This window comes from Microbacterium sp. UBA1097, from assembly GCF_002313585.1.
GTDB lineage: Bacteria > Actinomycetota > Actinomycetes > Actinomycetales > Microbacteriaceae > Microbacterium.
This window is the reverse complement of sequence record NZ_DCBW01000038.1, coordinates 72,398-90,659: the sequence shown is the minus strand read 5'-3', so window position 1 is coordinate 90,659 and position 18,262 is coordinate 72,398. Positions and strand designations below refer to the sequence as shown.

Annotated in this window: 22 protein-coding genes; all 22 read left to right on the top strand. The window is 66.2% G+C overall.

Annotation, left to right across the window (positions count from 1 at the left end; genetic code table 11):
- Positions 1 to 361 (top strand): 30S ribosomal protein S17 (gene rpsQ, locus B4F19_RS09215; RefSeq protein WP_292734369.1); only part of this gene is annotated, 361 nt, incomplete at its 5' end.
- Between the two features lie 4 nt (positions 362 to 365).
- Positions 366 to 734, top strand: a complete 369-nt coding sequence (rplN, locus tag B4F19_RS09210; protein ID WP_228177318.1) for a 50S ribosomal protein L14 — start codon at positions 366 to 368, stop codon at positions 732 to 734.
- A 2-nt stretch (positions 735 to 736) separates the two neighbouring features.
- Positions 737 to 1,096: a 50S ribosomal protein L24 gene (rplX, locus tag B4F19_RS09205; RefSeq protein ID WP_228177317.1), complete on the top strand. Its 360-nt coding sequence runs from the start codon at positions 737 to 739 to the stop codon at positions 1,094 to 1,096.
- Positions 1,096 to 1,686 (top strand): 50S ribosomal protein L5, encoded by a 591-nt coding sequence (rplE, locus tag B4F19_RS09200; RefSeq protein WP_228177316.1) that lies wholly within the window; start codon positions 1,096 to 1,098, stop codon positions 1,684 to 1,686. The genes rplX and rplE overlap by 1 nt, the downstream gene beginning before the upstream one ends.
- Positions 1,687 to 1,782: 96 nt before the next feature.
- Positions 1,783 to 2,181 carry a 30S ribosomal protein S8 gene (gene rpsH / locus B4F19_RS09195; RefSeq protein WP_179430951.1) on the top strand — a complete coding sequence of 133 codons (399 nt, stop codon included), beginning with the start codon at positions 1,783 to 1,785 and terminating at the stop codon, positions 2,179 to 2,181.
- A 6-nt stretch (positions 2,182 to 2,187) separates the two neighbouring features.
- Positions 2,188 to 2,724, top strand: a complete 537-nt coding sequence (rplF, locus tag B4F19_RS09190) for a 50S ribosomal protein L6 (RefSeq protein WP_292734362.1) — start codon at positions 2,188 to 2,190, stop codon at positions 2,722 to 2,724.
- A 2-nt stretch (positions 2,725 to 2,726) separates the two neighbouring features.
- A complete protein-coding gene (gene rplR / locus B4F19_RS09185; protein ID WP_228177314.1) occupies positions 2,727 to 3,086 on the top strand; it encodes a 50S ribosomal protein L18 in 360 nt (119 codons plus the stop codon).
- 17 nt (positions 3,087 to 3,103) lie between these two features.
- A complete protein-coding gene (gene rpsE, locus B4F19_RS09180; RefSeq protein WP_374197998.1) occupies positions 3,104 to 3,793 on the top strand; it encodes a 30S ribosomal protein S5 in 690 nt (229 codons plus the stop codon).
- The gene (gene rpmD, locus B4F19_RS09175) at positions 3,793 to 3,978 is read left to right on the top strand and encodes a 50S ribosomal protein L30 (protein ID WP_023954062.1); all 186 of its coding nucleotides are present in this window, start codon (positions 3,793 to 3,795) and stop codon (positions 3,976 to 3,978) included. Before rpsE ends, rpmD begins: the two co-directional genes overlap by 1 nt.
- Positions 3,978 to 4,673, top strand: a complete 696-nt coding sequence (rplO, locus tag B4F19_RS09170; RefSeq protein ID WP_228177313.1) for a 50S ribosomal protein L15 — start codon at positions 3,978 to 3,980, stop codon at positions 4,671 to 4,673. Before rpmD ends, rplO begins: the two co-directional genes overlap by 1 nt.
- Before the next feature lie 100 nt (positions 4,674 to 4,773).
- Positions 4,774 to 6,096 (top strand): preprotein translocase subunit SecY, encoded by a 1,323-nt coding sequence (gene secY, locus B4F19_RS09165; RefSeq protein WP_228177312.1) that lies wholly within the window; start codon positions 4,774 to 4,776, stop codon positions 6,094 to 6,096.
- Positions 6,093 to 6,698: an adenylate kinase gene (locus B4F19_RS09160; RefSeq protein WP_228177311.1), complete on the top strand. Its 606-nt coding sequence runs from the start codon at positions 6,093 to 6,095 to the stop codon at positions 6,696 to 6,698. The genes secY and B4F19_RS09160 overlap by 4 nt, the downstream gene beginning before the upstream one ends.
- Positions 6,699 to 6,707: 9 nt before the next feature.
- A complete protein-coding gene (map, locus tag B4F19_RS09155; RefSeq protein ID WP_228177310.1) occupies positions 6,708 to 7,550 on the top strand; it encodes a type I methionyl aminopeptidase in 843 nt (280 codons plus the stop codon).
- Positions 7,551 to 7,602: 52 nt separating this feature from the next.
- Positions 7,603 to 8,283: a DsbA family protein gene (locus B4F19_RS09150; RefSeq protein WP_228177309.1), complete on the top strand. Its 681-nt coding sequence runs from the start codon at positions 7,603 to 7,605 to the stop codon at positions 8,281 to 8,283.
- A gap of 70 nt (positions 8,284 to 8,353) precedes the next feature.
- Positions 8,354 to 9,028, top strand: a complete 675-nt coding sequence (locus tag B4F19_RS09145; RefSeq protein ID WP_228177308.1) for a DsbA family protein — start codon at positions 8,354 to 8,356, stop codon at positions 9,026 to 9,028.
- A 235-nt stretch (positions 9,029 to 9,263) separates the two neighbouring features.
- A complete protein-coding gene (locus tag B4F19_RS09140; protein WP_292734356.1) occupies positions 9,264 to 14,198 on the top strand; it encodes a lamin tail domain-containing protein in 4,935 nt (1,644 codons plus the stop codon).
- Between the two features lie 218 nt (positions 14,199 to 14,416).
- Positions 14,417 to 15,415 (top strand): hypothetical protein, encoded by a 999-nt coding sequence (locus tag B4F19_RS09135; RefSeq protein ID WP_292734353.1) that lies wholly within the window; start codon positions 14,417 to 14,419, stop codon positions 15,413 to 15,415.
- A gap of 282 nt (positions 15,416 to 15,697) precedes the next feature.
- Positions 15,698 to 15,919 carry a translation initiation factor IF-1 gene (gene infA / locus B4F19_RS09130; RefSeq protein ID WP_013583992.1) on the top strand — a complete coding sequence of 74 codons (222 nt, stop codon included), beginning with the start codon at positions 15,698 to 15,700 and terminating at the stop codon, positions 15,917 to 15,919.
- Between the two features lie 65 nt (positions 15,920 to 15,984).
- A complete protein-coding gene (gene rpmJ / locus B4F19_RS09125) occupies positions 15,985 to 16,101 on the top strand; it encodes a 50S ribosomal protein L36 (RefSeq protein WP_022893853.1) in 117 nt (38 codons plus the stop codon).
- Between the two features lie 176 nt (positions 16,102 to 16,277).
- On the top strand, positions 16,278 to 16,658 hold the full coding sequence (gene rpsM / locus B4F19_RS09120) for a 30S ribosomal protein S13 (RefSeq protein ID WP_228177305.1): 381 nt from the start codon (positions 16,278 to 16,280) through the stop codon (positions 16,656 to 16,658).
- Between the two features lie 28 nt (positions 16,659 to 16,686).
- Positions 16,687 to 17,085 carry a 30S ribosomal protein S11 gene (gene rpsK, locus B4F19_RS09115; protein ID WP_228177304.1) on the top strand — a complete coding sequence of 133 codons (399 nt, stop codon included), beginning with the start codon at positions 16,687 to 16,689 and terminating at the stop codon, positions 17,083 to 17,085.
- Positions 17,086 to 17,246: 161 nt separating this feature from the next.
- Positions 17,247 to 18,236, top strand: a complete 990-nt coding sequence (locus B4F19_RS09110; protein ID WP_228177303.1) for a DNA-directed RNA polymerase subunit alpha — start codon at positions 17,247 to 17,249, stop codon at positions 18,234 to 18,236.
- Positions 18,237 to 18,262 lie beyond the last annotated feature (26 nt).

The window sequence follows — 18,262 nt, the reverse complement described above, 5'->3', positions numbered from 1 at the left end:
GGCTCCCGCCAAGAAGGCTCCGGCCAAGAAGGCTGCCGAGGAGGCCGTAGTCGAGGCTCCGGTCGAGGCCGGCCACGAGCACTCCGAGCACGACGTTCGTGACCCCAACGCCCGCGGTTACCGCAAGTCTCGCCGTGGCTATGTCGTCTCGGACAAGATGGACAAGACGATCGTCGTCGAGGTCGAGGACCGCGTGAAGCACCCCCTCTACGGCAAGGTCATCCGCCGGACCTCGAAGGTGAAGGCGCACGACGAGGCGAACACCGCGGGTGTCGGCGACCTGGTCGTCATCAACGAGACCCGTCCGCTGAGCGCCACCAAGCGCTGGCGTCTGGTCGAGATCCTCGAGAAGGCGAAGTGATCTCATGATTCAGAACGAATCCCGCCTCAAGGTGGCGGACAACACTGGCGCGAAGGAGCTGCTGACCATTCGTGTGCTGGGCGGCTCCAACCGTCGGTACGCCGGTCTCGGCGACATCATCGTGGCAACCGTCAAGGACGCGATCCCCGGCGGCAACGTCAAGAAGGGCGATGTCGTCAAGGCAGTTATCGTGCGCACCGTCAAGCAGACCCGTCGTCCCGACGGCTCCTACATCAAGTTCGACGAGAACGCCGCCGTCATCCTGAAGAACGACGGGGAGCCCCGCGGCACCCGCATCTTCGGGCCGGTCGGCCGTGAGCTTCGTGACAAGAAGTTCATGAAGATCGTCTCGCTGGCCCCGGAGGTCATCTGATCATGGCGAACATCAAAAAGGGCGACCTGGTTCAGGTCATCTCGGGCCCGACGCCCGAGCGCGGCGGTGACCGCGGCAAGCAGGGCAAGGTCCTCGAGGTCCTTGTCGAGCAGGACCGCGTGATCGTCGAGGGCGTGAACTACGTCACCAAGCACGTGCGCGTTGGCCAGACCCAGCGCGGCACCAAGACCGGCGGGCTCGAGACGATCGAGGCGCCCATCCACATCTCTAACGTCCAGGTCGTGGACCCCGAGACGAAGAAGCCGACCCGCGTCGGTCACCGTGTCGAGGAGCAGGTCAAGGACGGCGTCAAGCGTACGGTTCGCGTGCGCTACGCGAAGAAGTCAGGTAAGGACCTCTGATGAGCACCACCACTGCTGCGCCCGCTGGCAAAATCCAGCCGCGCCTGAAGCAGAAGTACAACGGCGAGATCAAGAAGGCGCTGCAGGACGAATTCGGCTACGCGAACGTCATGCAGATTCCGGGCCTGGTCAAGGTCGTCGTGAACACCGGTGTCGGCGAGGCAGCTCGCGACAGCAAGGTGATCGATGGTGCGGTCGACGACCTCACCAAGATCACCGGTCAGAAGCCGGTCGTCACGAAGGCTCGCAAGTCGATCGCGCAGTTCAAGCTGCGTGAGGGTCAGGCCATCGGCGCGCACGTCACCCTTCGCGGTGACCGTGCGTGGGAGTTCATCGACCGCCTCGTGAGCCTGGCACTGCCCCGCATCCGTGACTTCCGCGGCCTGTCGGACAAGCAGTTCGACGGCAACGGCAACTACACCTTCGGTGTGCAGGAGCAGTCGATCTTCCACGAGATCAACCAGGACAAGATCGACCGCGTCCGCGGGTTCGACATCACGATCGTGACGTCGGCGAAGACGGATGCCGAAGGTCGCGCTCTGCTGCGTCACCTCGGCTTCCCGTTCCGCGGTACCGAGCAGCAGGCCTGATCCACTCTTGATGTCCCGGGACCTCCGGGGCATCACCACCACAGGTCGGCGTCCGCGTAACGGGCGTCGAAACCTGGTGAACGAAAGAAGAACCCCATGACCATGACAGACCCGGTCGCAGATATGCTGACCCGGCTGCGCAACGCGAACTCGGCGCATCACGACTCCGTGTCGCTGCCGAGCTCCAAGCTCAAGACCCACATCGCCGAGATCCTCAAGCAAGAGGGTTACATCTCGGACTGGTCGGTCGAGGATGCCCGCGTGGGCCAGACCCTGACCATGACCCTCAAGTACGGCCCGAACCGGGAGCGTTCGATCGCGGGCATCAAGCGCGTGTCGAAGCCCGGCCTTCGCGTGTACGCAAAGTCGACCGAGATCCCCACGGTTCTCGGCGGACTGGGTGTTGCGATCCTGTCCACCTCCTCCGGTCTTCTCACCGACCGTCAGGCCGAGCAGAAGGGCGTGGGTGGGGAAGTCCTCGCCTACGTGTGGTGATCTGACATGTCGCGTATTGGACGTCTTCCCATCGACATCCCCGCCGGCGTGACCATTACGGTCGAGGGCCAGGATGTCGCCGTCAAGGGCCCGAAGGGTGAGCTGTCGCTGACCGTCGCGCGCCCCATCGAGGTCAAGGTCGAAGAGGGCCAGGTGCTTGTCACCCGCCCCGACGACGAGCGCGAGTCGCGTTCGCTTCACGGCCTGACCCGCACCCTGATCAACAACAACATCATCGGCGTGACCCAGGGCTACACCAAGGGCCTCGAGGTCGTCGGCACCGGTTACCGCGTTGCCCAGAAGGGCAACTCGATCGAGTTCGCCCTCGGCTTCTCGCACCCGGTGCTCGTCGACCCGCCCACCGGCATCAGCTTCACCGTCGAGGGCAACAACAAGGTCACCGTGAGTGGCATCGACAAGCAGGCCGTCGGTGAGGTTGCCGCCAACATCCGAAAGATTCGCAAGCCGGAGCCCTACAAGGGCAAGGGCATCCGCTACGCCGGCGAGGTCGTGCGTCGCAAGGCCGGAAAGGCTGGTAAGTAACCATGAGCGTCAAGACGAAGTCCGACGCCCGCGCGCGTCGCCACACCCGTCTTCGCAAGAAGGTCGTCGGCACCACCGAGCGTCCGCGCCTGGTCGTCACCCGCTCTGCCCGTCACGTGTTCGTGCAGGTCGTGGACGACAGCAAGGGCCACACGCTGGCCTCGGCATCCACCCTCGAAACCGACCTGCGGTCGTTCGACGGTGACAAGACCGCCAAGGCCCGCAAGGTCGGCGAGCTCGTCGCTGAGCGTGCGAAGGCAGCCGGCGTCGCCGACGTCGTGTTCGACCGTGGCGGCAACCGCTACGCGGGGCGTGTCGCGGCTATCGCCGACGGCGCCCGCGAAGGAGGTCTGAACCTGTGAGCGAGAACAACAACCCCGTGGAGAACGACGTGACCACTGCCGAGGGCACCGAGCAGGCTGCCGATGCCACTGCGGCCGAGGGTACTGCTGCGACCACCGAGCGCGAGCGCGAGCCGCGTCGCGGTAGCCGCGAGCGCAACCCCAACCGTGATCGCAACTCGCGTGACCGTGGCGACAACCAGTTCCTGGAGCGTGTCGTGACCATCAACCGTGTGTCGAAGGTCGTGAAGGGTGGACGTCGCTTCAGCTTCACCGCCCTCGTGGTCGTCGGTGACGGCAACGGTGTGGTCGGCGTCGGCTACGGCAAGGCCCGTGAGGTTCCTCTGGCGATCTCGAAGGGCGTCGAAGAGGCCAAGCGCAACTTCTTCCGCGTGCCGCGCTCCGGATCCACCATCCCGCACCCTGTGCAGGGTGAGGCAGCAGCCGGCGTGGTGCTGCTGCGTCCTGCAGCTGCCGGTACCGGTGTTATCGCCGGTGGTCCGGTGCGTGCGGTGCTCGAGTGCGCCGGTATCCACGACGTGCTCTCGAAGTCGCTCGGCTCCTCGAACACGATCAACATCGTCCACGCGACGGTCGAGGCTCTTCAGCAGCTCGAGGAACCGCGTTCGGTTGCCGCGCGCCGTGGTCTTGACTTCGACCAGGTCGCGCCGGCCCGTCTCGTTCGTGCCGAAGCTGAGGCTACGGCCGCACAGAAGGTAGGTGCCTGATGGCTGCTCGGCTGAAGGTGACCCAGGTCAAGTCCAAGGTGAGTGAGAAGCAGAACCAGCGTGACACGCTGCGCTCGCTCGGTCTCAAGCGGATCGGCGACTCGGTCGTCCGTCCCGACGACGCGCAGACGCGCGGCTACGTCAAGACCGTCGCTCACCTCGTGAAGGTTGAGGAGATCGACTAATGGCAGACAACGAAAACGTCGAGGCTGCAGAAGCAGTAGCCGCGGCGCCCAAGAAGGCCCCGGCCCGCAAGGCTCCGGCCAAGGCTGCTGCCGACGCGCCCGCCGAGAAGAAGGCGCCTGCGCGCAAGGCTCCGGCCAAGGCCGCAGCTGACAGCGACGCCTCGGCCGAGAAGGCGGCTCCCGCCAAGAAGGCTCCGGCCAAGGCTGCAGCGAAGAAGGATGTCGCACCCGCGACCCGTCCCGGTGTGCTCAAGGTGCACCACCTTCGTCCGGTCCCCGGCGCCAACACGGCGAAGACCCGGGTCGGCCGCGGTGAGGGTTCGAAGGGTAAGACCGCAGGCCGCGGTACCAAGGGTACGAAGGCCCGCTACCAGGTCAAGGTCGGTTTCGAGGGTGGGCAGATGCCGCTGCACATGCGCACCCCGAAGCTCCGTGGCTTCAAGAACCCGTTCCGCGTGGAGTACCAGGTCGTGAACCTCTCGACGCTGGCTGAGCTCTACCCGAAGGGTGGAGAGGTCACCGTGAGTGACCTCGTGGCCAAGGGTGCAGTTCGCAAGAACGAGAAGGTCAAGGTCCTCGGAGACGGTGACATCTCGGTCAAGCTCACCGTGACCGTCGACAAGGTTTCGGGTTCGGCCGAGCAGAAGATCGTCGCAGCCGGCGGGTCGGTCGCGACCGCCGCCTCGGCAGAGTAGTACCTGGAAAGAGGGGCCGGAGATATCTCCGGCCCCTCTTTCGGTTAGCCTGGACGTTGGCGCGCCCGAGCGTGTCGGCATCCCCCTTGGAGGAATCCTCTTGTTCAGCGCCATCGCGCGGGTGTTCCGCACTCCCGACCTTCGTCGCAAGATCGGGTTCACCCTGGCCATCATCGCCCTGTATCGCTTCGGTGCACACGTACCGACGCCGTTCGTGGACTTCCCGAACGTACAGCAGTGTCTGCGGGACTCCACCGGCACTGAGGGTCTGCTCGCTCTCGTCAACCTGTTCTCCGGTGGTGCTCTGCTCCAGCTGTCGATCTTCGCGCTGGGCGTCATGCCCTACATCACCGCGACGATCATCGTGCAGCTGCTGCGCGTGGTCATCCCGCACTTCGAGGCGCTCTACAAGGAGGGCCAGGCTGGGCAGGCCAAGCTCACGCAGTACACCCGCTACCTGACTATCGCGCTCGCGCTCCTGCAGTCGACGACCCTGGTCACCGTTGCCCGCAGCGGTCAGCTGTTCGGAACGTCGAACGTGCCGGAGTGCCAGCAGCTGCTGACCAACGACGCGTGGTGGGCGCAGTTGCTCATGATCATCACGATGACCGCAGGTACCGGCCTCATCATGTGGTTCGCCGAGCTCGTCACCGAGCGCGGTATCGGCAACGGGATGTCGATCCTCATCTTCACTTCCATCGCTGCCGCCTTCCCGGCCTCGCTGTGGGCGATCTGGCAGTCGCGTGGGTTCGAGACGTTCTTGCTCGTCGTCGCCGTCGGCATCGTGGTCGTCGGCCTTGTGGTGTTCGTCGAACAGTCCCAGCGCCGCATCCCGGTGCAGTACGCCAAGCGGATGGTGGGCCGCCGCACCTATGGCGGAACCAACACGTACATCCCGATCAAGGTCAACATGGCCGGTGTTGTGCCCGTCATCTTCGCGTCGTCGCTGCTGTACATCCCGGCGCTCATCGCCCAGTTCAACCAGCCCGCCGCGGGGGAGACCGCCGCCCCGTGGGTCGTGTGGATCAGCAACAACCTCACCAACGGTGACAGCCCGATCTACATGATCGTGTACTTCCTGCTCATCGTCGGGTTCACCTACTTCTACGTCGCGATCACCTTCAACCCGGTTGAGGTCGCCGACAACATGAAGAAGTACGGCGGGTTCATCCCCGGCATCCGTGCGGGGCGCCCGACTGCCGAGTACCTCGACTACGTGCTCACGCGCATCACGCTTCCCGGTTCGATGTACCTGGGTCTGATCGCTCTGCTTCCGCTGTTCGCGCTGGCGCTGGTCGGCGCGAACCAGAACTTCCCGTTCGGCGGTGCCTCAATCCTGATCATCGTGGGTGTGGGTCTTGAGACCGTGAAGCAGATCGACGCACAGCTGCAGCAGCGACACTACGAAGGGCTCCTCCGATGACGCGCTCCGCCGACCTCCCCTCCGCTCGCCTCTTGATCGTCGGGCCGCAGGGCTCGGGCAAGGGCACGCAGGGGGTTCGCGTGGGCGAAGCGCTGTCGATTCCCGTGATCTCGACCGGGGACGTCTTCCGCGCCAACGTCAGCGCGGGAACCCCTCTCGGCCAACAGGTCAAGGCGATCATCGAAGCCGGCGACCTCGTGCCGGATTCGCTGACCAGCGAGATCGTGCGCGACCGTCTGACGCAGGATGACGCGAGCAACGGCTTCCTTCTCGACGGGTATCCGCGCAACCTCGGCCAGGTCGGCGACCTCGACGCGTTCCTCGAGAGCCGCGGCGAGTCGCTGGATGCCGTCATCGAGCTTTCCGTTCCGCGTGATGAGTCGATAGCGCGACTGACACAGCGCGCCATCGACCAGGGCCGGACCGATGACACCGAAGAGGTCATCGCCAACCGGCTCGCCATCTACGAGCGCGAGACAGCTCCCATCCTCGATGTGTATCGGGAGCGCGGGATCGTCGACGCGATCGACGGCGTCGGATCGCTCGACGAGATCGCAGACCGCATCGCCGCCGCCCTCGCGGCGCGCGGCATCACCGGCTGACCGGGCGTCGTGCTGCGTCGATCGATCTACAAGACCCCCGCTCAGCTGCGAGCGATGGTCGAGCCGGGGCTGATCACCGCCGCCGCCCTGGATGCGGTTCGTGCGCTCGCCGCGCCGGGAGTCACGACCCTCGAGCTTGATGCTGCGGCATCCGCCGTGATCACCGGTCGTGGGGCGCGTTCGAACTTCCAGCTCGTGCGCGGGTACCGCCACACGGTGTGTGCGTCGGTGAACGAGCAGGTCGTCCACGGCATTCCGGGTGACTACGTCTTACAGCCCGGTGACATCCTCTCGGTGGATGCCGGAGCCGAGTATCACGGGTGGAACGGGGACTCCGCGTTCACTGTCGTTCTGCCCGATCCGGAGCGGCCGGACCTCGTCGCTGCTCGGCAGCGGCTCTCCGATGTCACGCGAGGATCGCTGTGGGCCGGAGTCGCCGCCCTGGCATCGGCATCCCACGTCGGCGAGGTCGGCGCGGCGATCGAAGGATACGTCGAGGCGAACGCCCCCGAGGGCGGGTACGGCATCCTGCGCGACTACATCGGCCACGGCATCGGGCGCAAGATGCACGAGGCGCCGCCGGTGTTCAACTACCGAACCAGTGATCCGGGCGCCGAGGTGCGACCGGGGTTGGTGCTCGCCATCGAGCCGATGGTGGTCGCCGGCGATCAGGCGACGTTCGTCGAAGATGACGATTGGACAGTGTCGACCGTCGATGGCACAGACGGCTCACATTGGGAACATAGCGTTGCCGTGCACGATGGTGGTATCTGGGTGCTCACGGCACCCGATGGCGGCGCCGCGGAGCTTGCTCCGTTCGGTGTCATCCCGCAACCGATCGCAGGGGCCTGAGCGGCGCACGCTGGCAGGCCCGACGGACACACAGCATCCGGAGGAAGCAAACATGGCAGCTACCGCGAAGTCGAACAACTCTTTCGCGATCTGGGTCAGCGTCGCGGTCGTCGCGGTGCTGGTACTGGTCGGAGCTCTCGTCGTGTGGATGAACAACACGGCATCGGCTCCAGGGCCCGTTCCGGCTGCCGCGAACATCAACACCGAGACCGGTGGGATCGCGGTCGGCACCGGTTCGAACTCCGTCGACACCTACGTCGACTTCATGTGCCCCTACTGCAACCAGTTCGAGCAGGCCGAGGGCGAGACCATTCGGCAACTCATCGATGACGGGTCGATCACGCTGAACGTCCACCCGGTCTCGATCCTCGACCGGGTATCGCAGGGCACCCAGTACTCCACGAGGTCGGCCAGCGCCGCCTATTGCGTTGCGGAGTCGGATCCGGATGCGCTGCTGGACTTCATCACTGCCATGTACGCCCAGCAGCCGGCCGAGTCCTCGCCGGGACTGACCGACGACGAGATCGTTGCGATCGCTGAGGGCGCGGGAGCCACGAACTCCAGCTCCTGCATTACGGATGGCACGTACATGGACTTCGCAACCACGATGACGCAGAACCTGCCGACGAACCCTGCCACGGGCGGGGCGAGCACGCCGACGCTCGTCGTCAACGGAGAGTACGTGACGGTGACCTACGACCCGCAGACCGACATCGTCGCTCGCTTGAACTGAGCGCGAACAGGACCACGCCGCCGAGCGCCCGCAGCAATGGGCACAGACACAGCACCCGTAGGACGACACCATGGCAGCGCCTGCAAAGAAGAACAGCTATCTCGCCATCTGGATCAGCGTCGCGGTGGTTGCGGCACTCGTTCTGGTCGGCGCGCTCGTGGTGTGGATGAACAACACCGCTGCGGCTCCGGGTGCTGCACCCGAGGGGCCGGGCATCGACTCGTCGACCGGCGCGATCGCGGTGGGCAGCGGGCCTGACGAGGTCGATGTGTGGTTCGACTTCTACTGCCCTCACTGCCAGGACTTCGAGGACGTCTATGGCCCGACGCTGGATGAACTCGTCACCTCGGGCGACATCACCCTGAACCTGCATCCCGTTGCGTTGTCGGGACTGAACGCGGCATCCGGCACCGACTTCTCCGAGCGTTCGGCCAGCGCGCTCTATTGCGTCGCCACGCAGGACACTGACGCTGCTTTCGCGTTCACCCAGACGCTTCTGACTGCTGACGTCACCGGCGCGGGATGGACGGATGACGAACTCATCGCGCTGGCTGCCGACTCCGGGGTGACCGGGATCGACGAGTGCGTCACCCAGCGCACGTACGTCGACTTCGTCGACGCGCAGACCCGGGAGATCCCTGCGAGCCCTCAGGGCGGGCAGGGAACGCCGACGCTCGTGATCAACGGCGAGTACATCAGCCTCACCGGTGACGTAAACGCCGACATCGTCAACCGATTGAGCTAAGACCCCCTCACGCGCGACGCCCCCGCGGACTTCGGTCCCGGGGGCGTCGCGCGTGCCGTCGGTTGGCCGCGACGCGCCGGTTCGGCGGGGCGACTCCCCGTGACTACTCGCGGTTTTGGATGCGTTCACCTGTGCGTTGACTTCGGTGGCGAGGCTGGCGGGGCGCCACCGCGCTGAGGCAACGTCAGCGAGTTCGGCGCACCATCCCTTGCACCGATTCGCAGGAGTACTCGTCATGCGCCGACGCCTTGCCGCCGCCCTGTCCGTGATCCTTGGGCTCTCGTTTGCCGTCGCCGTTCCTGCGGCTGCGTCGGCTGAACCGATTGAGGTCCCGCCGGTGGTGATCAACGAGATTCAGCCGGATGACCCGCAGGATGCTGCCGACTGGGTGGAACTCGCCAATACCGGGCAGGCCGATGTCGACCTCGCCGGCTGGAAGCTGCGCGACGACAAGAACGAGAGCACTATCGCGTCGGGCTACGTCGTTCCCGCCGGCGGATACCTGGTGCTCTCCGAGGATGCCGGGTTCTCGTTCGGCCTCGGCAAGAGCGGTGACGAGGTCCACCTGCTCCTCCCTGACGGCACTGTCGTCGACGAGTACGCGTTCACGGAGCTGCCCCCCGGTGCGTCGAACGCCTCCTGGGGCCGGTGCCCCGACCTGACCGGAGACTTCGGACCCACTGCAGCCCAGACCCCGGGCGAGGCGAACTCCTGCGCACCCGATCCCGCGACCTCTCTTGTGATCAACGAGGTCGAATCCGACGGCGGCGACCCGGCCGACTGGATCGAACTGGCGAACACGTCCTACCTTCCCGTCGACGCAAGCGGGCTCATCCTGCGCGACAACGACGACACCCACACCTTCACGATCCCGACGGGAACCACCATCCCCGCTTACGGCTTCGCCGCCTTCGTCGTGGATGCGGGGCCGTCCGCTTACGGCCTCGGCAAGGCGGACTCGGCGCGCCTGTTCGCCGCTGATGGGACCACGCTCATCGATCAGTACTCGTGGACCGCGCACGCCGCGACGAGCTACGGGCGCTGCCCCGATGCGACTGGTGAGTTCGAACTGACGGCATCCGTCACTAAGGCCGCCGCGAACGACTGTGCGCCGGCAGACGGCGGGGACACCCCTGTGGCTGGCGCTGACGCCATCCGGGTCAACGAGATCGAGTCCAGCGGGGGCGACCCGGGCGACTGGGTAGAGCTTGTGAACACGTCGGACACGGATGTCGATCTCGGCGGTTGGATCCTGAAGGACGACAAGGATGACCACGCCCTGACCATCCCGGCTGGCACGACGATCGCCGCGGGTGGCTACACCGTCATCTACACCGACCTCCCGGGTGACGGGTTCGGGCTCGGGAACGGGGATGCGGCGCGACTGTTCCTGCCCGACGGCGTCACCCTTGTCGACAGCCACTCGTATCCCGCCCACGCGCAGCGCACGACCTGGGGTCGCTGCCCGGACGGTGCCGGCGAGTTCGTCGAGACCTACAGCTCGACTCCAGGCGCTGCGAACGACTGCTCGCCGATCCGCATCAACGAGGTGGACTCGAAGGGCGCTGAGCCCGTCGACTGGATCGAGCTGACCAACGCGGGTCCGGACGCCGTCGACATCTCCGGCTACATCCTGCGGGACGACAACGACGACCACGCCGTCGTCGTGCCGAATGGAACCACCCTGCAGCCCGGCGCCTTCGTGGCCATCGACGTCGACGTCACGGGAGGCTTCGGCCTCGGCGGTGCTGACGCTGCGCGCCTGTTCGCGCCCGACGGGACGACGCTGCTGAACCAGATGAGCTGGAGCGAGCACGCTGAGACGTCGTGGGCGCGCTGCCCCGATGGCCTCGGCGAGTTCGAGGTTGCCGCGTCGGTGACCAAGGGTGCTCCGAACGACTGCATCGGCCTTGTCGCGGCAACGCCGTGGCCGGGCGACGCGGGTGTGACTGCAGTTTCGGCGCCGGATGCCTTCGGCGAGGACATGAGCGGCCTGGCCTATGAGGCGACCGCTGAGGGTCGCGGGACGCTCTGGGCCGTGAACAACGGCACCGGAACGCTCTTCCAGCTCGAGTGGAACGCCGAGGCCGGGCAGTGGATCAGCCCGAAACAGGGTGAGTGGGCGGCGGGCAAGGTCCTGCGCTACCCCGGCGGTTCCGGTGCCGTGGATGCCGAGGGTGTGAGCCTCGTCGCGGGCACCTCGGCGGGCGGGGTGTACGTCGCGTCGGAGCGGGACAACACGGCCAGCGACGTCAGCCGACCCTCCGTGCTGCGCTTCGATGTGTCGGTATCCGGAACCGAACTTGTCGCGACCGACGAGTGGAACCTTGCAACCCTCCTGCCGGCTCTCCCCGCCAACGGCGGGCTCGAGGGTGTCACGTGGGTGCCGGACTCGGTCTTGGTCGCACGGGGATTCGTCGATAGCAGCACCGGCAAGGCGTACGACCCGGCGACCTACGGCGCGCACGGCGATGGCCTGTTCTTTGTCGGTGTTGAGGGCACGGCGCGCATCTACGCTGTAGCGCTTCGGGACGCCGGAGTGGCGAGCATCGTCGCCACGATCGACCCGAAGCTCTCGGTGGTGGCCGACGTCACGTGGGATGCGGCATCCGGAACCCTGTACGCCGTGTGTGATGACGCGTGCGGTGGCGAGATCCACGCGATGCGGATTGCCGCGGACGGCGTCTATGCCGGAACCTTCCAGAACGTCGCGGCCTACCTCGCGCCGGCTGGCATGCCCGCCAAGGCCGGCAACGAGGGCTTCGCGATCGGTACGTGCGAGAACGGTGTCGCGCCGGTCTTCTACGCCGACGACAGCGAGACCGACAAGATCTCGCTGCGCGAGGGCCGGATGTACTGCGGGGCCTACCGCGGCGGCGATGACGTGCTCCTGAACCTGCTGAACATCAACGACTTCCACGGTCGCATCGACGGCAACACCGTGAAGTTCGCGGGCACGATCGAGCAACTGCGCGCCGCATACGGCGACGACAACACGCTGTTCCTCTCGGCCGGTGACAACATCGGGGCGTCGCTGTTCGCCTCCGCGTACGCCGATGACAAGCCCACGATCGATGTGTTGAACGCGATGGGGCTGGCGGCATCCGCTGTCGGGAACCACGAGTTCGACAAGGGCTCGGCTGACCTGCTCGGTCGGGTCACGGATGCGGCGCAATTCCCGTACTTGGGCGCCAACGTCTATGCGAAGGGGACACAGGATCCGGTGCTGCCCGAGTATGCGACGTTCGAGGTGGAGGGACTCACGGTCGCGGTGATCGGCGCCATCACCCAGGAGACGCCGTCGCTGGTCTCGCCCGGTGGGATCGCCAGCCTCGACTTCGGTGACCCCGTGGATGCTGTGAATAGGGTGGCCGCATACCTGACCGACGGTGACGAGGGCAACGGCGAGGCTGACGTGATCATCGCCGAGTACCACGAGGGCTCGATCGACGGGGTGAAGGAAGGCGCGTCGGTCGAGGACGAGATCGCTGCGGGCGGAGCGTTCGCGAAGATCGTGACGCAGACCTCGGCGGCCGTGGATGCGATCTTCACCGGCCACACGCACAAGGAATACGCGTGGGACGGCCCCGTTCCCGGTTCGGACCGGACGCGTCCGATCCTGCAGACCGGTTCCTACGGCGAGAACATCGGCCAGGTTCGGCTCTGGATCGACCCGGTCACGGGCTCTGTGAACGACTACGACGTGCGCAACGTGGCGCGCACGACATCCGCCGATGCGACCCTGACTTCCGCGTACCCGCGCGTCGCTGCCGTCAAGACGATCGTGGATGCCGCGCTCGCGCAGGCGGATGTCGTGGGTTCGCAGCAGGTCGGCTCGGTCACCGCCGACATCACGACGGCGTTCGTGGGCGACAAGCGGGATGATCGGTCATCCCAGTCGACGCTCGGGAACCTGGTTGCGGATGCGCTGGTGGCTTCGCTGTCGTCGGCCGACCGTGGTGGGGCGGAGATCGGTTTGGTCAACCCGGGCGGTCTGCGTAACGAGCTCTACTACGGCGAGGACGGGGTGATCACGTACGCGGAAGCCAACGCGGTGCTGCCGTTCGTGAACAACCTGTGGACCACGACGCTGACCGGCTCGCAGTTGAAGGTCGTGCTGGAGCAGCAGTGGCAGCCCGACACCGCGTCGCGTCCGTACCTGCAGCTGGGTGTGTCGGAGAACGTGTTCTACACGTACGATGCGTCGCTTGCCAAGGGCGACCGGATCACCGGGATCTGGATCGACGGGCAGCCCATCGTGATGGATGCCGAGTATCGGGTCGGGTCGTTCAGCTTCCTGCTGCAGGGCGGCGACAACTTCACGGTGCTCACGGAGGGAACCGACACCCGTGACTCCGGTCTGATCGACCGCGACGCGTGGATCGACTACCTCAAGAACAACTCGCCGCTGTCGCCGGACTTCGCCTCCCGCAGCGCCCAGGTGACCGGGGTCCCCGCCACGATCGAGCAGGGCGAGACGTTGACCGCGACGGTGTCGGGACTCGACATCCGCTCGCTGGGCGCTCCGGCGAACACGACAGCGCTCGTGTCGATTGAAGGCAGCAGCGCCGTCTTCGACCCGGTACTTGTCAACGGCGGCGCCGCGCAGATCAGCATCACCGTGCCGAAGGACGCTCCCCTGAACTCGGCGCTTGTCGTGAACGCCGAGCCATCGGGAACCGGGGTGCGGATTCCGTTGACGGTCACGGGAACGTTCACGCCGCTACCGCCCACGGGTGGCACCACCCCGCCCGCGGAGACGGACTTGACCCCGCAGACGCAGGACGCGATCCAGCCGCAGGGTGGGACGACCTTCAAGCAGGGACAGACGGTGACGGTCACGGTCGGCACTCAGTATGCGGGGCAGACTGTGGAGGGCTGGATCTTCTCGACGCCGACCTACCTCGGTACATCCGTGGTGAGCGCCGCGGGAACCGCGACCTTCACGATCCCCGCGAATCTGCCGGCCGGCACGCATCGCCTCGTGGTCACGGACTCCGCAGGCACAGTGATCGGCTGGGTGTACGTCCAGGTCGAGGCGCTCGCCGCGACCGGCGGCACGGTCGCGGCGACGGGGGTGCCAGTGCTGCCCTGGGCTGCTGCAGTCATCGTTCTCGGCCTGGCACTTGTCGTCATCCGTCGCCGCCGGGGAGGCCGAGCGGAGGGCTGACCCACCGGCGCACCATCCCCTTTCGCCGAACCCACACCTTTTCGCTCGAGCCCACAGGTATCTGTCGCGAGATCCTGTGGGCTCGGCGAGAGAGGTGTGGGTTCGCGGCTGGTGGTGATTGGGCAGTGCGCTCCTCCCCAGGGGTGGAAGGGCGAGCGGATGCCGCAGGTGTGCGCAGCGACGCGTGAGGGGCTGCGCGCGCAGGCGAGACTGCGGGCATGGATGTCGTACCGCCGAGCTCCGATCGGGTCTGGGACGCGCGTGCGGCGATCCTCACGCGCGAACGGCTCGAGCGCGAGAGCGCAGCGGCGACCATCGCCGCGCAGCACGCGGATGGCGAGCTGATCCGGCTGCACTCGGGGCGATATGTGCGAGCCGCTGACGCGCAAGGATTTGTCGAAGACAGGCATCTACGGACGATCGCGGCGGTGCACTCGCGGCGAGAGGCATCCGCTGCGCCGTTCTCGCACGCGTCGGCGGCGGTGCTCTGGGGATTGCCCCTCTTTCGGCACGTTCCTGAAGCCGTACACGTCAGCGACGCGCGCCACAACGGTGTCGTGCGGCATGCCCGGGGCGTAGCCCGACACGAGGTCAGCGTGCCGGACGATGACATCGTGGTGATCGGTGGCATTCCGTGCACGTCCCTCGAGCGCACGGTGTTCGACGTTGCGCGTACCCTGCCGCTGGCTAGTGCGGTGGCCGTCGCGGATGCCGCGCTGCGGCTGGTCGCGTGGGATCCCGAAGATCGGGTCTATGACCAGGGTGCAGCCTCGACATGGGCTACCGCGATGGAGGAGCGTATCGCCCGCGCGCGGGGAGCACGTGGCATCCGTCAAGCGCGGTGGATCATGGCCTTCGCAGACGGGCGCGCGCAGCTACCCGGTGAGAGCATGAGCAGGTTGCTGCTGCATGACCTCGGATTCGCGACGCCACGGTTGCAGGTGCGGCTCGCCGACTCGTCCCACCTGTACTTCGTCGACTTCGGGCTGGACGACGCGAAGGCATGGGGCGAGTTCGACGGTGAGGGCAAGTACACGGATGCGCAGTTTCGTGGCGAACGCACACCGTGGGAGGTGGTGCGCGCGGAAAAGGAGCGCGAGGACTGGATCCGCGCGACCACCCACCGCCCGCTGGTTCGGTGGGGGATGCAGCACCTCGCTTCGCCGGTCACGCTCGGCCGGCGGTTGGCCGCGTTCGGCATCCGCCCGCCGCGCTAGCGCACGCGGCCCGCGGCATCCGACTTGTGTTCGTGAACCCACACTTACCGCGCCGAACCCACACGCTACGGCCGTCGGAACATGTGGGGCGGACGCGAAACGTGTGGGTTCGCGCAAAGAAGGGCTCGCACCCCGACACGCCCGAGGTTGCCGGGGTGTTCACTATCACGTACTATTGATCTTTGGTGCTTTGCGCCTGCCTTGGCGTGTCCGGGCAGAGCGGACCGGCACCGACTCCCATCCACCGCAGACCGACCGGTCTGCATAAGCGTGAGCGAGGCTATGGCCAAAAAAGACGGTGTCATCGAGATCGAAGGCACAGTGTCCGAGGCGCTGCCCAACGCGATGTTCCGCGTTGAGCTGACCAACGGACACAAGGTGCTCGCAACGATCTCGGGAAAGATGCGGCAGAACTACATCCGCATCATCCCCGAGGACCGCGTCGTCGTGGAGCTTTCGCCCTACGACCTCACCCGCGGCCGCATCGTCTACCGCTACCGCTAGGCCGGTCGAGAAGTAACGCCCCGGGCATCCGTGCCCGCCCGGCGAAGACAGCGAACAGGAACATCATGAAGGTCAACCCCAGCGTCAAGCCCATCTGCGACCACTGCAAGGTCATCCGCCGCCACGGCAACGTGATGGTGATCTGCAAGTCCAACCCGCGCCACAAGCAGCGCCAGGGCTGAGACGGATGCCGTTCCGGCGGCCCCAGGACTCATAACTCAATACACACAGGCAGGGTCAGAACCCGCATCCGGATGCCGGGTGCAGGGGACACCTCGGGACGAAGGCCCGGGCACCGATTCTGCTCCACACCTTCGACGTACTCCGCGGGGAAACCCGGGGGAAAGAGAGAACCGACATGGCACGTCTTGCCGGTGTCGACATCCCGCGCGATAAGCGCGTGGTGATCGCCCTCACCTACATCTACGGCATCGGCCGTACCCGTTCGCACGAGATCCTCGCGGCGACCGAGATCAACGAGGACATCCGCGTGAAGGACCTCAGCGACGACCAGCTCGTCGCCCTCCGCGACTACATCGAAGGCACCTACAAGGTTGAGGGTGACCTTCGCCGTGAGGTTGCCGCCGACATCCGCCGCAAGGTTGAGATCGGCTCCTACGAAGGCCTGCGCCACCGCCGCGGCCTGCCGGTGCGCGGTCAGCGCACCAAGACGAACGCGCGTACCCGCAAGGGCCCGAAGCGCACCGTCGCCGGCAAGAAGAAGGCCGGAAAGAAGTAAGGCGCGGAAGGTTTAGGAGAAAACGCACATGGCTACCCCCAAGTCCGCGGCGCGCAAGCCGCGCCGCAAGGAGAAGAAGAACATCGCCGTGGGCCAGGCCCACATCAAGTCGACGTTCAACAACACGATCGTTTCGATCACCGACCCCTCGGGCGCGGTGATCAGCTGGGCCTCCTCGGGTGGTGTCGGCTTCAAGGGTTCGCGCAAGTCGACGCCCTACGCCGCCGGCATGGCAGCCGAGTCTGCTGCCCGTCAGGCGCAGGAGCACGGCGTCAAGAAGGTCGACGTCTTCGTCAAGGGTCCGGGTTCGGGTCGTGAGACCGCGATCCGTTCGCTGACGGCCGCTGGCCTCGAGGTCGGCTCGATCCAGGACGTCACGCCCCAGGCGCACAACGGCTGCCGCCCGCCCAAGCGCCGTCGCGTCTGACGACAGCCCCGTTCCGGGCCGGCTCACAGCCACCCGGGTGAAGCACTTCGGGTGCCGGGGCGTGCGTTACTGCGCTGCGCCTCGGCATCCCGCGAGAAAAACTCAACACCTCACCCATTGCACGTGTCATATAGCGGGCACGTGATCGAAAGGAACACATCGTGCTCATCGCACAGCGTCCCACTCTGACCGAGGAGAAGATCGGGGAGTTCCGCAGCCGTTTCGTCATCGAGCCGCTTGAGCCCGGCTTCGGTTACACGATCGGTAACGCGCTGCGTCGCAGCCTCCTGTCGTCGATCCCCGGCGCCGCCGTCACCAGCATCCGCATCGACGGCGTGCTGCACGAGTTCAGCACCATTCCGGGTGTGAAGGAGGATGTCACCGAGATCATCCTCAACATCAAGCAGTTGGTCGTCTCCTCCGAGCGCGACGAGCCCATCACGGCTTACCTGCGCAAGACCGGCGCCGGTGAGGTCACCGCCGCCGACATCTCCGCACCCGCCGGTGTCGAGGTCCACAACCCCGAGCTTGTCATCGCGACTCTCAACGAGACCGCGAAGTTCGAGCTCGAGCTCACCATCGAGCGTGGCCGCGGCTACGTCTCGGCGACCCAGAACCGCAACGAGTACGCCGAGAGCGGTCAGATCCCGATCGACTCGATCTACTCGCCGGTGCTCAAGGTCAGCTACCGCGTCGACGCGACCCGTGCCGGTGAGCGCACCGACTTCGACAAGCTCATCCTGGATGTCGAGACCAAGCCCTCCATCGCACCGCGCGACGCCGTGGCCTCCGCCGGTCGCACCCTGACCGAGCTGTTCGGCCTCGCCCGCGAGCTGAACGTCGAGGCCGAGGGTATCGAGATCGGCCCCGCGCCGGTCGAGACCGTCATGTCGAACGAGCTGTCGATGCCGATCGAAGACCTCGACCTGTCGGTCCGGTCCTACAACTGCCTCAAGCGCGAGGGCATCAACACCGTCTCGGAGCTGGTCGCCCTCTCAGAGACGCAGCTCATGAACATCCGCAACTTCGGCCAGAAGTCGGTCGATGAGGTTCGCGACAAGCTCATCTCGCTCGGGTTGAGCCTGAAGGACTCGGTTCCCGGGTTCGACGGCGCGCACTTCTACGGCGGCTACGACGACGAGACCGTCTGACCGGTACCCGAAACGGATGCCGCGGC